Raw genomic sequence first — 16,344 nt, 5'->3', positions numbered from 1 at the left:
GGGAGGTGCCGCCGGATCGTGAGCTGCCGCCGACGTCCTCGAGCAGTGGTCGAAGAGGTGCCGGGCGGCGGAAGGGCCCCGTTCCAGGAATGTCCGACGATGGACGATCGTGGCGTGCACCGGAGCGGTGGACGTGGTTCACCCGTCCGCCCGTCAGGCGCTGGAAAAATCTAGCACTCAGATGTTACAGCTCTGAAAACTCTCCGGCCAGGAGCCCCGGTGCGGCCCCCGGTGCGGTATCAGGCGCGCGAGGGCTCCACCGCGGCGCCGCGGGCCCTGCGGCGGCGGAGCACCGCCGCCGCGAAGAGGGCCAGCCCGAGCAGCACGAGCCCCAGGGCGGTCCACACGTGCACGCGCAGGCCCAGCACCATGAGGGACGGGTCGATCCGCAGGAACAGCTCGATGAGCATCCGGCCCAGGCCGTAGTGGACCAGGTAGAGCGCGAAGAGGCGGCCGCCGTCCAGGCGGAACCGCCGGTCCAGGGCCAGCAGGAGCACCACGCCGAGCAGGTTCCACAGGGACTCGTAGAGGAACGTGGGGTGGAAGAGCGTGTCGGCCGGCAGCCCGGCCGGGAAGTTCGGGCTGCCGGGGTCGATCTCGAGGCCCCACGGCAGGGTGGTGGGCCGGCCGAAGAGCTCCTGGTTGAACCAGTTGCCCCAGCGCCCGATCGCCTGCGCGAGGAGCAGGCCGGGTGCCGCGGCGTCGGCGAAGACGGCCAGGGAGACGTTGTTGCGGCGGCACACCCACCACGCGGCCGCCGCGCCGAAGGCCACGGCCCCCATGATCCCGAGACCGCCCTCCCAGATCCGCAGCGCGTCGACGGGGTCGGCGCCCGGGCCGAAGTAGCCGGCCGGGTCGGTGATGAGCACGTGGTAGACGCGGGCGCCCACGATCCCGGCGGGAACGGCCCACATCACGATGTCCCACACGATCTCCGGGTCCAGCCCCCGGGCCGCCCAGCGGCGCGTGGTCAGCCACAGCGCCGCCGCGATGCCCGCGAGGATGCACAGCGCGTAGGCGTGCACGGTCAGCGGGCCGAGCGAGAAGCCGGACCAGTCCGGGGAGGGGATGCCCTGCCGGAGCGGGGCGCTCATCAGGGCGGGCACGGGGGGAACGGCGCTCAGCAGCATGCGGTGGGGCCTCGGCTCGTGGGGTCGTCGGGACGGGCGGCCCCGCCCGGAGGAGGGCGGGGCGCCACGTCACGCTATCAGGCGCGCCCGGCCAGTTCCCGGGCCAGCGCGCCCACGGCCTCGGGGCCGCCGTCGGCCAGCGCCTGCACGAGGGCGGTGCCCACGATGACGCCGTCCGCGTAGGCCCCGATCTCCTCGACGTGCTCCCGGCGGGAGACGCCCAGGCCCACGCACACGTGCTGGGCCCCGGCGGCGCGGGTGTCCGCCACGAGCTTCTCGGCGACGTCGGAGACGGCGTCCCGGGCGCCGGTGACGCCCATCACGGAGACCGCGTAGACGAAGCCGCTCGCGGCCTTGACCACCAGGTCGAGCCGCTCCCGCGAGGAGGAGGGCGCCACCAGGAAGATCCGGTCCAGGCCGTGGGCCTGGGACGCGGCGAACCACTCCCGGGCCTCGTCGGGGATCAGGTCGGGGGTGATCATCCCCGCTCCCCCGGCCTCGGCGAGCCGGCGGGCGAACGTGTCGACGCCCATCTGCAGGACGGGGTTCCAGTAGGTCATCACCACGGGCACCGCGTCGGTGCGCTCGGCCACGGCACGGACCACGCGGAACACGTCGGCCACCCGGAAGCCGTTGGCGAGGGCCGTGGTGGTCGCGTGCTGGATCACCGGCCCGTCCATGACGGGGTCCGAGTACGGGATGCCGATCTCGATGACGTCGGCGCCGTTGGTGCCCAGGGCCACGGCCGCCTCGATGGACTCGTCGACGGTCGGGAAGCCGGCGGGGAGGTAGCCGACGAGGGCCGGCCGGCCCTGGTCCCGGCACTCGGCGATGCGCGCGGCGAGCCGCGAGCCGGGGTCGGCGCTCAGGCCCGGCGGCAGGAGGCGGGAGGCGAGGTCCGCCCCGGGGGTCTCGTGTCGGGTGGTGCTCACAGTCGCTCGCCCTTCTCGCCGAGCTCGGCCTCGGCGCTGTCGTCCGGGAGCATCCCGAACCATTCCGCGGCGGTCGCCACGTCCTTGTCGCCCCGCCCGGAGAGGGAGACCACGATGATCTTCTCCGCGGCCGCCTCCGGCCCGAGCTCCTCCACCCAGCGCCGACCGATCTTCAGCGCGCCGGCCAGGGCGTGGGAGGTCTCGATGGCGGGGATGATGCCCTCGGTGCGGCACAGGAGCCGGAAGGACTCCATCGCCTCCACGTCGGTGATCGCCTCGTAGCGCGCCCGCCCGATGTCGTGCAGATAGGAGTGCTCGGGGCCCACGGCCGGGTAGTCCAGGCCCGCGGAGATCGAGTGGGACTCGAGCGTCTGCCCGTCCTCGTCCTGCATGAGGTAGGTCCGGGCGCCGTGCAGCACCCCGGGGCGGCCCAGCGAGATCGTGGCGGCGTGCCGTCCGGACTCCACGCCGTCCCCGCCGGCCTCGAGGCCGTAGAGCTCCACCGAGGGGTCGTCCAGGAAGCCGTGGAAGATCCCGATCGCGTTGGACCCGCCGCCCACGCAGGCCGCGACGGCGTCCGGGAGGCGCCCGGCCTGGGCCAGGATCTGCTCGCGGGTCTCCTCGCCGATCTGCTCGTGGAAGTAGCGGACCATCGCGGGGAACGGGTACGGCCCCGCCGCGGTGCCCAGCAGGTAGTGGGTGTGCTCGACGGAGGCGACCCAGTCCCGCAGGGCCTCGTTGATCGCGTCCTTGAGCGTGCGGGAGCCGTTGGTCACGGGCACCACGGTGGCGCCCAGCAGCTCCATGCGCGCGACGTTGAGGGCCTGGCGCCGGGTGTCCTCCTCGCCCATGTAGACCACGCACTCCATGCCGAACAGGGCGGCGGCGGTGGCCGAGGCCACGCCGTGCTGGCCGGCGCCGGTCTCGGCGATCAGCCGGGTCTTGCCCATCCGGCGCGCCAGCAGGGCCTGGCCGAGCACGTTGTTGATCTTGTGCGAGCCGGTGTGGTTGAGGTCCTCCCGCTTGAGGAAGATCCGGCACCCGGCCTCGGCGGCGAAGCGCTGGGCCTCGGTGAGCAGGGAGGGCCGGTTCGAGTAGTCGCGGGAGAGCCGCTGGAACTCCGCGATGAACTCCGGGTCGGCCTTCGCCTTCTCGAACACGTCCGTGAGCTCGTCGAGGGCGGCGATGAGGGACTCGGGCATCCACCGGCCCCCGAAGTCCCCGAAGTACGGCCCGGGGGCCTCGCGCAGGGAGGCGGCCTCCGCGGCGACGGCCTCCGCCTCGGCCTCGGGGACGTGCCGCCGGGCGCGCGCGGCGGCACCGGCCGCGCGGAAGGCCGCGATGGTGGACGCGGGCTCGGCGCTGCGCACGAGGGCCTCGCCGACCAGGACGGCCTTGGCACCGTGCGAGGCGTAGAGGGCGATCTGCTCCTCGCCCTCGACACCGGACTCGGCCACGATCACCGCGTCCTGGGGCAGAAGGCCGGCGAGCCGGCCGAAGGTCTCGACGTCGGTGTCGAGGGTCTTGAGGTTGCGGACGTTGACGCCCACGATGCGGGCGCCCACGGCGACCGCCCGCTCGATCTCCTCGGGCGTGTGCGTCTCCACCAGGGCGTGCATGCCCAGCTCGTGGGTCAGCGCGAGGAAGCGGCGCAGCTCGTCGTCGGAGAGGGCGGCGACGATCAGCAGGACGAGGTCGGCCCCGTGGGCGCGCGCCTCCCAGATCTGGTACTCGTCGACCGTGAAGTCCTTGCGCAGCACGGGCACCCCCACGGCCGCGCGCACGGCGTCGAGGTCCGCCAGGGAGCCGTTGAAGCGCCGCTGCTCCGTCAGCACGGAGATCACCGAGGCCCCGCCGTGCTCGTAGGCCGCGGCCAGGCGCGCCGGGTCCTCGATCGGGGCCAGCGCGCCCTTGGAGGGGCTCGAGCGCTTGACCTCGGCGATGACCTGCACGGCGTCCGCGCTGGGTCCCCGGAGCGCCGACTCGGCGTCCAGGGCCGGCGGCCGCTGCGCGGCGGCCCGGCGGAGCTCGTCGAGGCCGACGTGCTCCCGGCGCTCCGCGAGATCCGCCCGGACGCCCTCGATGACGGCGTCCAGGACCGTCCCGGTGCTCTGTTGCGACATGGTTTCCTGTCCTCTCGGCGGCGCTGGCCGCGCTGGTGCGTTCGTGGGCCGCGCCCGGACCGGGCGGGGACGGCGACCGGTCCCTTCCGGGGACCGGTCGGCCCGTGCGCGTGCCGCGCTCCCGGGGCCGGCCCGCGCCGGCCCGGTCTCAGCCCTGGTGCTGGCGCGCCTCGTGCTTGCGCTGCTCGGAGCCGCTGCCGTGGCCCATCCTGCTCAGCACGGCGCCGGCGACGAGCCCGACGACGACCAGCACGATGCCCGCGATCAACAGGGCGGTGCTGCCCACCGTGAAGCCCACCACGCCTACGATGACGCCCACCGACATGATGCCGACGGTCACCCACGCGGCCAGCGTGTTGCCGTGCCCCACGAAGCCGGTGTGGTCGAGGACGATCTCGTTTCCGTTTGCCATGTTGTTGCACTCCCGATTTCCCTGCCGGAGCCGGCCGGCTCCGCGCGCACGGCCCCGGCGGGGCGCGGCGGTTGCTGACAGTCTGTCCCGTCCCATTGTGCCACCCCTCGGGCCGCGCCCGCGCACGCCCCACGGGGCCCCGGGGCACCCGCTCCCCCGCCGCGGCGGGCCCGGAGCCCAGGGGCGGGCAGGGCGCTCAGGCGGTGGGGTCGCGACCCTCGGTGAGGGCGTCCCACGAGTCGATCTCGTCGCCGGAGCGGGCCGTCCCGGCCGGGAGCCCGTCCGCCCCGGAGCGCTCGTAGCGCCGGGCCGCGGTCCAGGTGCGGCCGGCCACGAGGGCCCAGGCGCCGCACAGCGCCACGAGCGCCGAGGCGGCCGCCGCGAGCGGGGGCCAGGCGGTGACGGCGAAGTCGCCGCCGGCGTTGATCATGCCGGTGGCCTCGCCCACGGCGGTCTGCGCGGCCCCGGCCGGATCGGCCAGCACGGCCACGGAAGCCGCCAGGGCGCCGAGGCCGGCGAGCACGACCACCACGGACACCACGGTGCGCAGCACCCGGCCGGAGATCGCCGTGGTGAGGGCACCGGCGGCCGCGACGAGCCCTAGGGCGGTGACGGCCGGCGCAGCGTCGGACCCGGCGACGTCCACGGTCACGGGCTCGAGCGTGGTCTGCACCGTGGCGGAGACCCAGGTGGCGGCCGAGCAGGCGAACACGGACAGGGCGGCGACCAGGGTGGCGAGCACCACCGTGGACCGCCGGGACAGCGCCGCCCGCCGGGAGCCGCGGGCCTCAGGCACGCCCGGCGCCCGTCTCCGGCACGGCCACCCGGTCGAGGTCCAGGGCGTGCAGCCGCTCGGCGAGCAGCACCGCCCGCAGCGGTGCGGTGGCCTTGTTGAGGGACTCGAGGGCCTCGGTCTCGGGGTCGGAGTCCGCGACGATCCCGCCGCCGGCCTGGACGTACGCCTTGCCGTCGACGAGCAGGGCCGTGCGGATGGCGATGGCCATGTCCATGTCCCCCGCGAAGTCGAGGTAGCCGACCACGCCGCCGTAGACGGCGCGGCGCAGGGGCTCGTACTCGTCGAGCAGGCGCAGGGCCCGGGGCTTGGGCGCCCCGGAGAGGGTGCCGGCGGGGAACGTCGCGGCGAGCACGTCGTAGGCGGTGGCGTCCGGGCGCATCCGGCCGACGACGTTGGAGCACAGGTGCATGATGTGGCTGAAGCGCTCCACCTCCATGAACTCCGTGACCTCCACCGAGCCCGGGACGGCGATCTTGGAGATGTCGTTGCGCGCGAGGTCCACGAGCATGAGGTGCTCGGAGCGCTCCTTCTCGTCCTGGAGCAGGTCCCGCTCCAGCGCGAGGTCCTCCTCGACCGTGCGCCCGCGCGGGCGGGACCCGGCGATGGGGTGGGTCACCGCCTGGTCCCCCGTGACGGTCACGAGCGCCTCCGGGGAGGAGCCGACGATCGAGAAGGGACGGCCGCCGGCGTCCTCGAAGCTGTACAGGTACATGTACGGGCTGGGGTTGATGGCGCGCAGCATGCGGTAGACGTCGAGGGAGTCGGCCGTGCACCCGGTCTCGAAGCGCCGGGAGACGACCACCTGGAAGATGTCCCCGTCCACGATGGCCTTCTTGCCCTCCACGATGGAGTTCATGAACAGGGTGCGGTCCCAGCTCTGGTCGACCTTGGACTCCAGGTCCCCCCGGATCTCGTCGCTGCCGGTGAGCGTCGAGGCCGTGCCGTGGCCGAGGGGCCGGGCGAGCCGCTCCAGCATCGCGTGCACCCGGTCCACGGCGTCGGCCCAGGCCTCGTCGACGCGCTCGTCGGTGTCGTCGAAGTTGATCGCGTTGGCCACGAGCATCACGGTGCCGTCCGTGTTGTCGTGGATGGCGATGTCCGAGACCAGGTTCATGGCCAGCTCGGGGATGCGCAGGTCGTCCTCCGGCGGGTGCGGGAGCTTCTCCCAGCGGCGCACGGCCTCCCAGCCGACGAAGCCCACGAGCCCGGAGGTCAGCGGGGGGACGTCCTCGAAGCGCTCCGTGTGCAGCAGCGCCATGGTGTCCCGCAGCGCCTCGACGGGGTTGCCGCCGGTGGGGGCGCCGGCCGGGGCCTGCCCGATCCAGTGCGCCTCGCCGTCCCGGGCGGTGAGCGTGGCCCGCGAGTTGGCGCCGATGAAGGAGTAGCGGGACCAGACGCCGCCCTCGGCGGCGGACTCGAGGAGGAACGTGCCCGCCCGGGCCGCCCCGTCCTCGAGGGCGAGGGCCCGGTAGAGACCGATCGGGGTCATGGCGTCCGCGAGGATCTTGACGCGGACGGGGATGACGCGGCGCTCCGCGGCGAGCGCGCGGAACTCCTCGAGCGTGGGGCTGATGCTGCCCAGGTCCTGCATGGGTGTCGACCTGACTTCCTGGTGGCGGACGGGAGGAATGAGGGTGGCGGGGCTCAGACGGCGGCGACGGCGCCGAGGTCGCGGCCGTCGAAGCAGCTGCGGGTGCCGGTGTGGCAGGCCGCCCCGGTCTGGTCGACCCGGACGAGGAGGGCGTCGCCGTCGCAGTCGAGGCTCACGCTGTGCACGGCCTGGACGTGCCCGGACGTGTCGCCCTTGCGCCAGTACTCCTGGCGGGAGCGGGACCAGAACGTCACGCGGCCCTCCGTGAGGGTGCGGCGCAGGGCCTCGTCGTCCATCCAGCCCAGCATGAGCACCTCGAGGGTGTCGTGCTGCTGCACCACGGCGGCCACGAGGCCCGAGGGGTCGCGCTTGAGCCGCCGGGCCACGGCGGGGTCGAGGACGTCGGTTCCGGTGTCGGGGGTCTGCTCGCTCATCGCCACCCATCCTATCGACCTGTCCGGGCGGCCCGGCCCCCGGCGCCCCCCGGCGTCCGCCGGGGGGCGCCGGAGCCGTCAGGGGGCCTCCGGCCGGGCGCACCACCGGAGCCCGTCCGTGTCCTCGCCCGTGTCCTCGCCCGTGTCCTCGTCCGTGTCCTCGTACTCGTCGGGGGACTCCCCTGTGTCCGCGTGGCCGAGCAGCCGGCGGGTCAGCGCCTCCCGACCGGAGAGGAGCTCGTCGAGGGCGGCGGACAGGTCCGCGTCCGCCGCGTCCTCGCCCCGGACCGCCGCCGCGAGGACGGCCCGGCGGACCAGCTCCTTCGGGAAGGAGCCGGTGGTCCCCTCCGCGCGCGCCGCCGCGGCGTCGAGGGCGGCGGCGGAGAACCGCTGCTCCCCCGCGTACCGCCGGAACAGCCGGGACCGGGCGTCCGCGTCCGGCAGCGGCACCTCGACCGCGAGGTCCACGCGCCCGGGGCGCTCGGCGAGCGCCCGCTCCAGCACGGCCACGCGGTTGGTCGTGAGCACGAACGCGACGTCGGCGTCCCCGTCGAGCCCGTCCAGGGCGTCGAGCACCTCGAAGAGCACCGGCTGGGGCCCGGGCCCGAGGTCCCGGTCCATCGCCACGAGGTCGACGTCCTCGAGCACCACGATCGACGGCTGGAAGGTGCGGGCCACCTCGGCGGCGGCCCCGATGAGGTGCAGGCCCGACCCGGTCAGCAGGATCGCCGTGGTCCCCGGGGTGACGGAGAGCAGGTGCCGGACCGTGAGGGTCTTGCCGGTCCCCGGCGGGCCGTGGAGCAGGATCCCGCGCTTGAGGTGCTGGCCCGCGGCCCGGAGCGCGTCGCGGTGCTCCCCGATGCCCACGACGTGCCCCACCACCTGCTCCAGCAGGCCCGGGGGCAGCACGATCTCGTCGGCGGGCACGTGCGGGCGCGGCAGGAACGTGGCCCCGGCCTCGCTGCCGTACTCGGTGGCGGCGAACGAGAGCACCTGGCCGCGCAGCACGCTGCGCTCGAGCATCAGCGCCCGCAGCCGGGCGAGGAACGTGGCGCAGACGGCGGGGTCCGCGGCGAGCACCTCCAGGACCACCTGCGACCGGCCGTACTCGGGCCGGGGCATGCGCTGGAGCACGGCCACCGGCACCCCGTCCACGGTGAGGCACCGGATGCCGAACGCGACGACCTGCCGCTCGGTGGCCGGGCCCGTGGCCCGGGTCGCGTAGTCGACGGGGCCGATGTCAGCCCCGGAGTACGGGGCCGTGAGCAGCTCGGCGAGGCCGAGGTCGTCGCGGCTCCGGCCGCCGCTGACGCCGAGGAGGGAGCCCGGCCCGTCCCCCGCCAGCTCGGCGAGGGCGATGTCGACGTCCGCCAGGCGGTGCGGGGCGAAGTCCTCCGAGACCACGGGCAGGGTGCGCACGTCCGCGCCGAGCACCGCGGACAGGTGCCGCCCGAGCGGCGTGGGCTCGTCCCCGCGCTCGGGCGGCAGGGCGGCGAGGCGGTCCACCAGGCGCCGGACCGAGCGCAGGAGCTGGGCGTCGTCCGGATCAGGGACCGGGCCGGCGGGAGAGGAGTCGTCCATGGGCCGACCCTACCGGGACGGTGGGCAGACGGGTGGCGGCGACGGTCAGGAAGGACACCGCGAGGATCAGCACGGACAGCCCGAGGGCGTAGGTGCCCACCGCGCGATAGCCGCCCACCAGGGCGGGGTCGAGGAAGAAGTACGGGTACCAGCCCACCAGCTGCCCGCGGACCAGGGTGTACACGGCCCACAGCGCCGGGAACACGGTGGACGCCCAGGTGGCGGCCCAGCGCAGCCGCCGGCGGCCCGGGCACAGCAGGAAGTCGGCCACGGCGTAGACCGGCAGCACGAAGTGCAGCACCTGCGAGGACAGCGGGACGAGGAAGAGGTGGCCGAACAGCTCTGCGTTGGCCAGCAGCACCCCGAACACCGCCCCGGAGACCACGGTGTAGGTGGTGGCCATCGCCCGGAGCCCGGTCAGCCAGCCCGGCTCCTGCGCCCCGGCGGCGGTGTGCAGGAGGGCCAGCAGCACGGCCAGGATCAGCAGCACGGCGCTGTGGACCGTGAAGTAGCTGAACAGGTTCGACCCCAGGCAGGTGCGCGTCACGAAGGCGCAGTCCGCCCGCGAGACCAGGGCCCAGACCGCGACGGCCAGGGCGCAGGCCCGGGCGGCGACGACGACGACTCGCACGTTCGTCCTCCTCCCGGCCCTCCGGGCTCCAGGATAGGAGTTCCGGCACCCCCAGGCCGTGCCCGCCCGCCCGTGGCCCTGCCAGGTCGGGTCGGCGGCGCCTATGGTGGGAGCAGGACCAGAGCGGCGACGGCGGGCGGGACCGAGACGATGCATCCCAGGACGGCGACGGGGCGGCGTGCCGCCCCCGGCACGGCGGTGGCCGCGCTCGTCGTCGCGGTGCTGTGCGGTTGCGGGAGCCCCGGCGCCCCGGGCCCGCCGACCGGCTCCCCCACGGCCGCGGCGCCCCCGGCCTCCCCCGCTGCGTCGACCGCTCCCGCCACGGACGTCACGTGGGGCGCCTATCCGGACCGCCGGGAGGCGTGCGCGGCGGTCGCCGACGACCTCCTGGTGCTCGCGCTGCTGCCGGCCGGCCTCTCGGCGGGCCCGACCGTGGCGGAGGTGCAGGACGTCGAGGACGAGGTCGAGGCCGTGCGCGGGGCCGCTCCTCCGGCGCTGGCCGCCGACTACGCGCGGGTGCAGCTGCTGGTCGACTCCTACGGTGAGGACCTGGCGGAGGATCCCTCGGCGCGGTTCGACGGGCAGGCGCTCGACGAGGCGCTCGTCCCGGTGCGGGACTGGTTGGAGGGGACTTGCCGGGACGGGGACCGAGCCTGAGGTCTCAGCGGTGCAGCGTGGTGCCGGGCGGCTCCCCGAACCGGGCCCGGTAGGCGGTCGCGAAGCGCCCGGGATGGCCGAAGCCCCAGCGGGCGGCGACGGCCGCGACCGTCGCTCCCCCGGCCGGGTCGGCCCGGAGCAGCTCCTGCCGGGCGGCGTCCAGGCGGGCCTCCCGCAGGTAGCCGACGGGGGTGCGGCCGAGCTCCCGGCGGAACGCGGCCTGCAGCCCGCGGGGACTCATCCGTGCCGCCGCGGCGATCTCGGCGAGACCGACGTCCTCGTGCAGGTGCTCGTCGACGAAGGCGACCGCCCGGCGCACCTGCGCCGGCAGCGCCGGTGCGCTCTCCGACGGCGCCGGCTGCGCCAGGAAGGTGTTCGGGAAGCAGTGCAGCAGGGCACCGGCCAGCGACCGGAACGCCTCGGCCCGCACCAGGGGCGTGCGCAGCGCCTCCGCGTTGGGCAGCAGGTCCCGGTGGAAGTGCCGGACCTGGGCCAGCCAGTACCGCGTCATCTGCGCGGACACGGGCGTGCTGCCCGTGAAGCGCAGCGCGAAGTCCGGGGCGCCGAGCAGGTCGCGCGCGATCCCCTCGACCGAGCGGGCGTCCAGGACCACGGTGCTCAGCTCCAGCAGCCCGTCCCACCGGCCGCCGTACGGTCCCTGGGGCAGCAGGAACGGCAGGGTCGTGCCGATGCGCTCCTTCCCGGAGCTGACCGTCAGCCGCCCGGTCAGCACGTGCACGACCGAGTACGTGCCCGAGACGTCGCCCGTGCCGGAGGACTCCGAGGTGGACAGCCGGAACCGGTGCGCCAGGAGCGGGCCCGTCGAGGCCGCCGCCATGCGCGGCTCGAACGAGGCGTCGGTGGGTGGGCGCATGCCGAGACCCGTGTAGAGCTCGGACATGGCGGCGATGCCCCGGTCGGCGTCGTTCGTGGCGAACGACGTCCGGCGGACCGGGTCCGCTGCGGGGCCGGAGTCCTCGCCCGGGGCGGACGGCTCGGTCGTGGTCATGGATGTCCTCGGCACGTGCAGGAGCGGCCCCGTTCCGGGGCCGCTCCTGGTTCGGTGCGCTATCGGCGGTTGAGGAGGCCGCGCAGCATGCCGCCCAGACCGCGGCCGCTCCTGCCCGCGCCCGCCTGGCCGGCGGCGTTCATTCCGCGGGTGCCCCGGCGTCCGCCGGCGGGACGGCCGGCGGTCCCCCCGGCACGTCCGGTGAAGCTCCTGATGATGCTGTTCAGTCCCACGGTGGACTCTCCTTCGGGTCGGCCTGTCGAGCGACTGTCGTCAGCTCACTGTCGACTCTACGCCCGGTGGCCGTCCCGGACCACGGGGCCGTTCAGCGGACCTCGTGGCCGGCCGCGCGCAGCGCGTCCTTGACCTCGGCGATCGCGTGCACGGGACCGAAGTGGAAGATCGAGGCGGCGAGCACGGCGTCCGCGCCCGCGTCCACCGCCGGCGGGAAGTGCTCGGGGGCGCCCGCGCCGCCGGAGGCGATGAGGGGCACGTGCACCCGGGCGCGCACGGCTTGGATCATCTCCAGGTCGAAGCCCGCCTGGGTGCCGTCCGCGTCCATGGAGTTGAGCAGGATCTCCCCCACGCCGCGGTCCTCGGCCTCCTGCGCCCAGTCCAGGGCGTCGAGACCGGTCAGCGTGCGCCCCCCGTGGGTCGTGACCTCGAAGCCGGAGGGCGTGTTGCCGGTGCGGCGGGCGTCGAGGGAGAGGACGAGCACCTGGCTGCCGAAGTGCCCGGTGATCTCGTCGATCACGCCGGGTCGGGCGACCGCGGCGGTGTTGATGGACGCCTTGTCCGCGCCGCAGCGCAGCAGCCGGTCGACGTCGGCGACCGCGCGGACGCCGCCGCCCACCGTGAGCGGGATGAAGACCTGCTCGGCCGTGCGGGAGACCACGTCGAAGGTCGTGGCCCGGGCCGCCGAGGAGGCCGTGACGTCGAGGAACGTCAGCTCGTCCGCACCGGCCTCGTTGTAGCGCTTGGCGAGCTCCACCGGGTCACCGGCGTCGCGCAGGTTCTCGAAGTTCACGCCCTTGACGACTCGACCGGCGTCGACGTCCAGGCAGGGGATGACACGTACGGCAACGCCCACGGGCGGCACCTCCTCGGCTGCGGGGATGGGGCGGGAAGGGGGTCAGATCCGGGCGGCCTGGATCGGGGAGACCAGGATGGCGCGGGCCCCGACGTCGTAGAGGGCGTCCATGACCTTGTTGGTCTCGGACTTGGGGACCATGGCGCGCACGGCCCAGGCGTTGCCGCGGCCGAGCCGGGAGATGGTGGGCCCCTCCATGCCGGGGGTGATCCGGGTGGCGGCCTCGACGTACTCCTCGGCGACGTCGTAGTCCATCAGCACGTACTGCCGGGCCACGAGCACGCCCTGCAGGCGCCGCCGGAGCACGGCCAGGCCCTCGGGCTCCCCGGCCGCGCGGCTGCGGATGAGCAGCGCCTCGGAGGTCATGATGGGGTCGCCGAAGACCTGCAGGCCCGCGGCCCGCAGGGTGTTGCCGGTCTCCACGACGTCGGCGATCGCGTCCGCCACGCCCAGCCGGATGGAGGACTCCACGGCGCCGTCGAGGCGGACCACGGAGGCCTCCACGCCCCGCTCGGCGAGGTAGTCGCGCAGCAGGCCGTCGTAGCTCGTGGCGATCCGCCGGCCCGCCAGCTCGGCGATCGAGGAGAACTCGCCCGCCGGGCCCGCGAACCGGAACGTGGAGCGGGCGAAGTCCAGCCCGAGGTCCTCGTCGGCGTGGGCCCCGGAGTCCAGGAGCAGGTCCCGGCCGGTGATCCCGACGTCGAGGATGCCCCCGCCCACGTACACCGCGATGTCCCGGGGGCGCAGGTAGAAGAACTCGACGTTGTTCTCGGGGTCCACGAGCACCAGCTCGCGGGAGTCCCGCCGCTGCCGGTAGCCGGCCTCCTTGAGCATGGTGACGGAGGACTCGGACAGGGCGCCCTTGTTGGGCACTGCGACACGCAGCATGGGGTTCCTTCTCGGCTCAGGGAGTTCGGTGGGGCGGGGACGGACGGTGCGGCGGGGCGCTCAGAGGTGGCGGTAGACGTCCTCGAGCCGCAGGCCCTTCGCGACCATCATCACCTGCACGTGGTAGAGCAGCTGCGAGATCTCCTCCGCGGCCTGCTCCGAGGTCTCGTACTCGCAGGCCATCCAGACCTCGGCGGCCTCCTCGACGACCTTCTTGCCGATGCCGTGCACGCCGGTGTCGAGCTCCCGGACCGTGCCGGAGCCCTCCGGTCGGGTCACGGCTTTGTCGCTGATCTCGGCGAAGAGGGTCTCGAAGGTTTTCACGACTACCAGGGTAATGGGTCCGCGACGGCCTCCGGACCGGCGCGGGCCCGCACGCCCCGCGGGACGGGGCTCAGACCCCGAGGGAGCGCAGCAGCAGCGCGGTGCGCACCGCGGCGGCCGTGGCCTCGTAGCCCTTGTCCTCCTGGGAGCCCTCGAGCCCGGCGCGGTCCAGGCCCTGCTGCTCGGTGTCGCACGTGAGCACGCCGAAGCCCACGGGCACGCCGGTGCGCACCGACACGTCCGTGAGGCCCTGCGTGGCCGCCGAGCACACGTAGTCGAAGTGCGGGGTGCCGCCGCGCACGACCACGCCGAGGGCCACCACGGCGTCGAGGCCCGGGGCGAGGCGGGCCGCGGCGACGGGCAGCTCGAAGCTGCCGGGCACGCGCACGACCGGCGCGTCCCGCACGCCGGCGTCGGCGAGCGCGCGGCGGGCGCCGTCGACCAGCCCGTCCATGATCTCGGTGTGCCAGCTGGAGGCGACGACGGCGACGCGCAGGCCGCTCGCGTCGTCGGTGCTGAGGTCGATGTCGGGGGCGCCGTGTCCGCTCATGGGGTGTGGTCTCCTGTGCCGTTGGTGGTGCTGTCGGTGGTGCTGTCGTACGTGCGGTCGATCGTGCGATCCGTGGTGCGGTCGGTGGTGCGGTCGGTCCGGTCGGCGGGCTCCGCCGCGGGGCCGCGGTGGGCGGTGGGGTCGTCGACGTGGCGCAGGCGGTGCCGCATGCGGTCCCGCTTGGTCACGAGGTAGTCGTGGTTCTCCGGGCGGGCCGGCACCTCGTTGGGCACCATGGCGACCACCTCGATCCCCAGGTCGGCCAGGCGCTCGGCCTTGGCGGGGTTGTTGCTCAGCAGCCGGATCCGGGTCAGCCCGAGCCGGTGCAGGATGGCCGCCGCGGCGGTGTAGTCCCGGGCGTCGGCGGGCAGGCCGAGCAGCTCGTTCGCCTCGACCGTGTCCGCCCCGCCGTCCTGGAGCTTGTAGGCGCGCAGCTTGTTCACCAGCCCGATCCCCCGGCCCTCGTGGTTGCGCAGGTAGATGAGGGTGCCGCCGTCGTCGGAGATCCGGCGCAGCGCCAGGTGCAGCTGGGGCCCGCAGTCGCACCGGTAGGAGCCGAAGACGTCCCCCGTGAGGCACTCGGAGTGCAGCCGCACGAGCGGGGGCCGGCCCACGGGCACGCGGTCCGAGGAGGGCGCGGTGAGGCTGAGGTGCTCGGCGACCGCGTCCCCGGGCCCGCCCGGCAGCTGCCAGCCGATGACCTCGAACCGGCCCTCGGGCGTGGGCACCACCACGGGCTCGGAGCTGACCAGGGGGGCGTCCGGCCTCATCGGCGGTCCTCCTGCAGCTGCGCCGCCAGGTCCTCGATGCTCACGAGCGGGATGCCGTGCCGGTCGGCGAAGGCGCGCAGGGCGGGCAGCCGCATCATCTCGCCCTCGTCGTGGACGAGCTCGGCGATCACGCCGACCGGCTCGAGCCCGGCGAGGGAGCACAGCTCGACGGCGGCCTCGGTGTGCCCGCGGCGCACGGCGACCCCGCCCTCGGCGGCCCGGAGGGGCAGCACGTGCCCGGGCCGGGTGATGTCCCCGGGCCCGGCCGCGGGGTCGGCCAGCACCCGGGCGGTGAGCGCGCGGTCGGCGGCGCTGATGCCAGTGCTCACCCCGAGGCGGGCGTCGCACGTGACGGTGTAGGCGGTGCCCTTCGAGTCCTCGTTGACGTCGACCATCGGGGGCAGCCGCATCGCGTCGGCCCGCGCCCCGGTCATGGGCACGCAGACGACCCCGGAGCTGTGCCGGATGGTGAAGCCCATCAGCGCGGGCGTGGCGTGCTCGGCCGCGAAGACGATGTCGCCCTCGTTCTCCCGGTCGGCGTCGTCCACGACGACGACGGGCCGTCCCTGGGCCATGGCCTCGACGGCCGCCCCCACGGGGTCGAGCCGGATCTCCCCGGTCGCCCCGTCGCCCCCGCGGCCGGTCCCCTCGTGGGTGCTGCTGGTCCGCATCATGCTCCTTCTCCTGCCGTGGTCCGGGCCGTCTCCGGCGCCGGGGTGCTGTCGGTCCGGGCGAAGGCCAGCAGGCGCTGGGCGTACTTCGCGAGGACGTCGACCTCGAGGTTGACGGACGCGCCGACGGGGCGGCGTCCGAGGGTGGTCTCGGCGAGGGTGGCCGGGATGAGCCCGACCTCGAACCAGTGCTCCCCGGCACCGGGGGCGCTGACCGCCGTCACGGTGAGGGACACGCCGTCCACGGCGACCGACCCCTTCTCGGCGAGGAACGGGGCGAGCTCGGCGGGCACGGCGACCCGGACCCGCTCCCACTCCCCCAGGTCCTCGCGGACCGTGACGGTGCCCGTGCCGTCGACGTGGCCCTGGACCACGTGCCCGTCCAGCCGCCCGCCGGCGGGCACGCAGCGCTCCAGGTTCACGGTGTCCCCGGCGGCCAGCGCCCCGAGGTTGGTGCGCACGAGCGTCTCGCCGATGACGTCGGCCAGGAACTGCCCGGGGCCGATCTCCTCGGTGCGCGTGGCCGTGAGACAGACCCCGTTGACGGCGAGGGAGCCGCCGTGCGGCAGGTCGGCCACGAGCGGGCCGGCGTCCACGAGGAGGCGGGCGCTCGTGCCGTCGGGGCGGGGGTCGACCGAGCGCACGGTGCCCTGGCCGGCGACGATTCCTGTGAACATGCGGTGCTACCTCTGTCTCTGTCCTGGTCTCTGACTCTGTCTGTCTGTCTGTCGGTCGGTCTTCGGGGCCGGCGGTCC

Annotated in this window: 18 protein-coding genes; 1 reads left to right on the top strand and 17 read right to left on the bottom strand. The window is 74.8% G+C overall.

Annotation, left to right across the window (positions count from 1 at the left end; all coding sequences use genetic code 11):
- Positions 1-239: 239 nt before the first annotated feature.
- The 9 genes from lgt to E7Z53_RS09895 all read right to left on the bottom strand — a co-directional run bounded on the left by lgt (position 240) and on the right by E7Z53_RS09895 (position 9,630).
- A complete protein-coding gene (gene lgt, locus E7Z53_RS09935) occupies positions 240-1,130 on the bottom strand; it encodes a prolipoprotein diacylglyceryl transferase (protein WP_176337686.1) in 891 nt (296 codons plus the stop codon).
- 77 nt (positions 1,131-1,207) lie between these two features.
- Positions 1,208-2,011 carry a tryptophan synthase subunit alpha gene (gene trpA, locus E7Z53_RS09930; RefSeq protein ID WP_052132747.1) on the bottom strand — a complete coding sequence of 268 codons (804 nt, stop codon included), beginning with the start codon at positions 2,009-2,011 and terminating at the stop codon, positions 1,208-1,210.
- Between the two features lie 47 nt (positions 2,012-2,058).
- A complete protein-coding gene (gene trpB, locus E7Z53_RS09925; RefSeq protein ID WP_176337685.1) occupies positions 2,059-4,185 on the bottom strand; it encodes a tryptophan synthase subunit beta in 2,127 nt (708 codons plus the stop codon).
- 148 nt (positions 4,186-4,333) lie between these two features.
- The gene (locus E7Z53_RS09920) at positions 4,334-4,597 is read right to left on the bottom strand and encodes an HGxxPAAW family protein (protein WP_017833959.1); all 264 of its coding nucleotides are present in this window, start codon (positions 4,595-4,597) and stop codon (positions 4,334-4,336) included.
- Between the two features lie 196 nt (positions 4,598-4,793).
- On the bottom strand, positions 4,794-5,393 hold the full coding sequence (locus tag E7Z53_RS09915; RefSeq protein WP_176337684.1) for a Trp biosynthesis-associated membrane protein: 600 nt from the start codon (positions 5,391-5,393) through the stop codon (positions 4,794-4,796).
- Positions 5,386-6,984, bottom strand: a complete 1,599-nt coding sequence (locus E7Z53_RS09910; RefSeq protein WP_176337683.1) for an anthranilate synthase component I — start codon at positions 6,982-6,984, stop codon at positions 5,386-5,388. Before E7Z53_RS09910 ends, E7Z53_RS09915 begins: the two co-directional genes overlap by 8 nt.
- A 53-nt stretch (positions 6,985-7,037) precedes the next feature.
- Positions 7,038-7,418, bottom strand: a complete 381-nt coding sequence (hisI, locus tag E7Z53_RS09905; RefSeq protein WP_017833956.1) for a phosphoribosyl-AMP cyclohydrolase — start codon at positions 7,416-7,418, stop codon at positions 7,038-7,040.
- 78 nt (positions 7,419-7,496) lie between these two features.
- On the bottom strand, positions 7,497-8,999 hold the full coding sequence (locus tag E7Z53_RS09900) for an AAA family ATPase (RefSeq protein WP_176337682.1): 1,503 nt from the start codon (positions 8,997-8,999) through the stop codon (positions 7,497-7,499).
- Entirely contained in the window at positions 8,965-9,630 is a 666-nt protein-coding gene (locus tag E7Z53_RS09895) for a Pr6Pr family membrane protein (protein ID WP_017833954.1), read from the bottom strand. Before E7Z53_RS09895 ends, E7Z53_RS09900 begins: the two co-directional genes overlap by 35 nt.
- Positions 9,631-9,780: 150 nt before the next feature.
- On the opposite strand from E7Z53_RS09895, the gene E7Z53_RS09890 reads away from it, so the two are divergent.
- The gene (locus tag E7Z53_RS09890) at positions 9,781-10,287 is read left to right on the top strand and encodes a hypothetical protein (protein WP_126350090.1); all 507 of its coding nucleotides are present in this window, start codon (positions 9,781-9,783) and stop codon (positions 10,285-10,287) included.
- Between the two features lie 4 nt (positions 10,288-10,291).
- On the opposite strand, the gene E7Z53_RS09885 is transcribed toward E7Z53_RS09890, so the two are convergent.
- The 8 genes from E7Z53_RS09885 to E7Z53_RS09850 all read right to left on the bottom strand — a co-directional run bounded on the left by E7Z53_RS09885 (position 10,292) and on the right by E7Z53_RS09850 (position 16,266).
- Positions 10,292-11,296, bottom strand: a complete 1,005-nt coding sequence (locus E7Z53_RS09885; protein ID WP_217905638.1) for an AraC family transcriptional regulator — start codon at positions 11,294-11,296, stop codon at positions 10,292-10,294.
- A gap of 325 nt (positions 11,297-11,621) precedes the next feature.
- On the bottom strand, positions 11,622-12,386 hold the full coding sequence (gene hisF / locus E7Z53_RS09880) for an imidazole glycerol phosphate synthase subunit HisF (RefSeq protein WP_017833950.1): 765 nt from the start codon (positions 12,384-12,386) through the stop codon (positions 11,622-11,624).
- Positions 12,387-12,428: 42 nt separating this feature from the next.
- Complete coding sequence (hisG, locus tag E7Z53_RS09875; protein WP_017833949.1) at positions 12,429-13,274, bottom strand: ATP phosphoribosyltransferase; 846 nt, start codon at positions 13,272-13,274, stop codon at positions 12,429-12,431.
- Between the two features lie 60 nt (positions 13,275-13,334).
- A complete protein-coding gene (locus E7Z53_RS09870; protein ID WP_017833948.1) occupies positions 13,335-13,598 on the bottom strand; it encodes a phosphoribosyl-ATP diphosphatase in 264 nt (87 codons plus the stop codon).
- Positions 13,599-13,668: 70 nt separating this feature from the next.
- Entirely contained in the window at positions 13,669-14,148 is a 480-nt protein-coding gene (gene ribH, locus E7Z53_RS09865; protein WP_017833947.1) for a 6,7-dimethyl-8-ribityllumazine synthase, read from the bottom strand.
- Positions 14,145-14,918: a GTP cyclohydrolase II gene (locus E7Z53_RS09860; protein ID WP_176337681.1), complete on the bottom strand. Its 774-nt coding sequence runs from the start codon at positions 14,916-14,918 to the stop codon at positions 14,145-14,147. Before E7Z53_RS09860 ends, ribH begins: the two co-directional genes overlap by 4 nt.
- Entirely contained in the window at positions 14,915-15,589 is a 675-nt protein-coding gene (gene ribB / locus E7Z53_RS09855) for a 3,4-dihydroxy-2-butanone-4-phosphate synthase (RefSeq protein WP_126347014.1), read from the bottom strand. The genes E7Z53_RS09860 and ribB overlap by 4 nt, the downstream gene beginning before the upstream one ends.
- A complete protein-coding gene (locus E7Z53_RS09850; RefSeq protein ID WP_095651012.1) occupies positions 15,589-16,266 on the bottom strand; it encodes a riboflavin synthase in 678 nt (225 codons plus the stop codon). The genes ribB and E7Z53_RS09850 overlap by 1 nt, the downstream gene beginning before the upstream one ends.
- Between the last annotated feature and the right edge of the window lie 78 nt (positions 16,267-16,344).

Source organism: Kocuria salina (assembly GCF_013368965.1).
Lineage (GTDB): Bacteria > Actinomycetota > Actinomycetes > Actinomycetales > Micrococcaceae > Kocuria > Kocuria rosea.
The sequence above is the reverse complement of the archived record's forward strand: the minus strand, read 5'-3'. Positions and strand labels throughout refer to the sequence as shown.

What these genes read in the sequence shown, in the direction of transcription:
- lgt (WP_176337686.1), bottom strand. Translation starts at nt 1,130, where the DNA reads ATGCTGCTGAGCGCCGTTCCCCCCGTGCCCGCCCTGATGAGCGCCCCG.
- trpB (WP_176337685.1), bottom strand. Translation starts at nt 4,185, where the DNA reads ATGTCGCAACAGAGCACCGGGACGGTCCTGGACGCCGTCATCGAGGGC.
- E7Z53_RS09920 (WP_017833959.1), bottom strand. Translation starts at nt 4,597, where the DNA reads ATGGCAAACGGAAACGAGATCGTCCTCGACCACACCGGCTTCGTGGGG.
- E7Z53_RS09910 (WP_176337683.1), bottom strand. Translation starts at nt 6,984, where the DNA reads ATGCAGGACCTGGGCAGCATCAGCCCCACGCTCGAGGAGTTCCGCGCG.
- hisI (WP_017833956.1), bottom strand. Translation starts at nt 7,418, where the DNA reads ATGAGCGAGCAGACCCCCGACACCGGAACCGACGTCCTCGACCCCGCC.
- E7Z53_RS09900 (WP_176337682.1), bottom strand. Translation starts at nt 8,999, where the DNA reads ATGGACGACTCCTCTCCCGCCGGCCCGGTCCCTGATCCGGACGACGCC.
- E7Z53_RS09890 (WP_126350090.1), top strand. Translation starts at nt 9,781, where the DNA reads ATGCATCCCAGGACGGCGACGGGGCGGCGTGCCGCCCCCGGCACGGCG.
- E7Z53_RS09885 (WP_217905638.1), bottom strand. Translation starts at nt 11,296, where the DNA reads ATGACCACGACCGAGCCGTCCGCCCCGGGCGAGGACTCCGGCCCCGCA.
- hisG (WP_017833949.1), bottom strand. Translation starts at nt 13,274, where the DNA reads ATGCTGCGTGTCGCAGTGCCCAACAAGGGCGCCCTGTCCGAGTCCTCC.
- ribH (WP_017833947.1), bottom strand. Translation starts at nt 14,148, where the DNA reads ATGAGCGGACACGGCGCCCCCGACATCGACCTCAGCACCGACGACGCG.
- E7Z53_RS09860 (WP_176337681.1), bottom strand. Translation starts at nt 14,918, where the DNA reads ATGAGGCCGGACGCCCCCCTGGTCAGCTCCGAGCCCGTGGTGGTGCCC.
- ribB (WP_126347014.1), bottom strand. Translation starts at nt 15,589, where the DNA reads ATGCGGACCAGCAGCACCCACGAGGGGACCGGCCGCGGGGGCGACGGG.
- E7Z53_RS09850 (WP_095651012.1), bottom strand. Translation starts at nt 16,266, where the DNA reads ATGTTCACAGGAATCGTCGCCGGCCAGGGCACCGTGCGCTCGGTCGAC.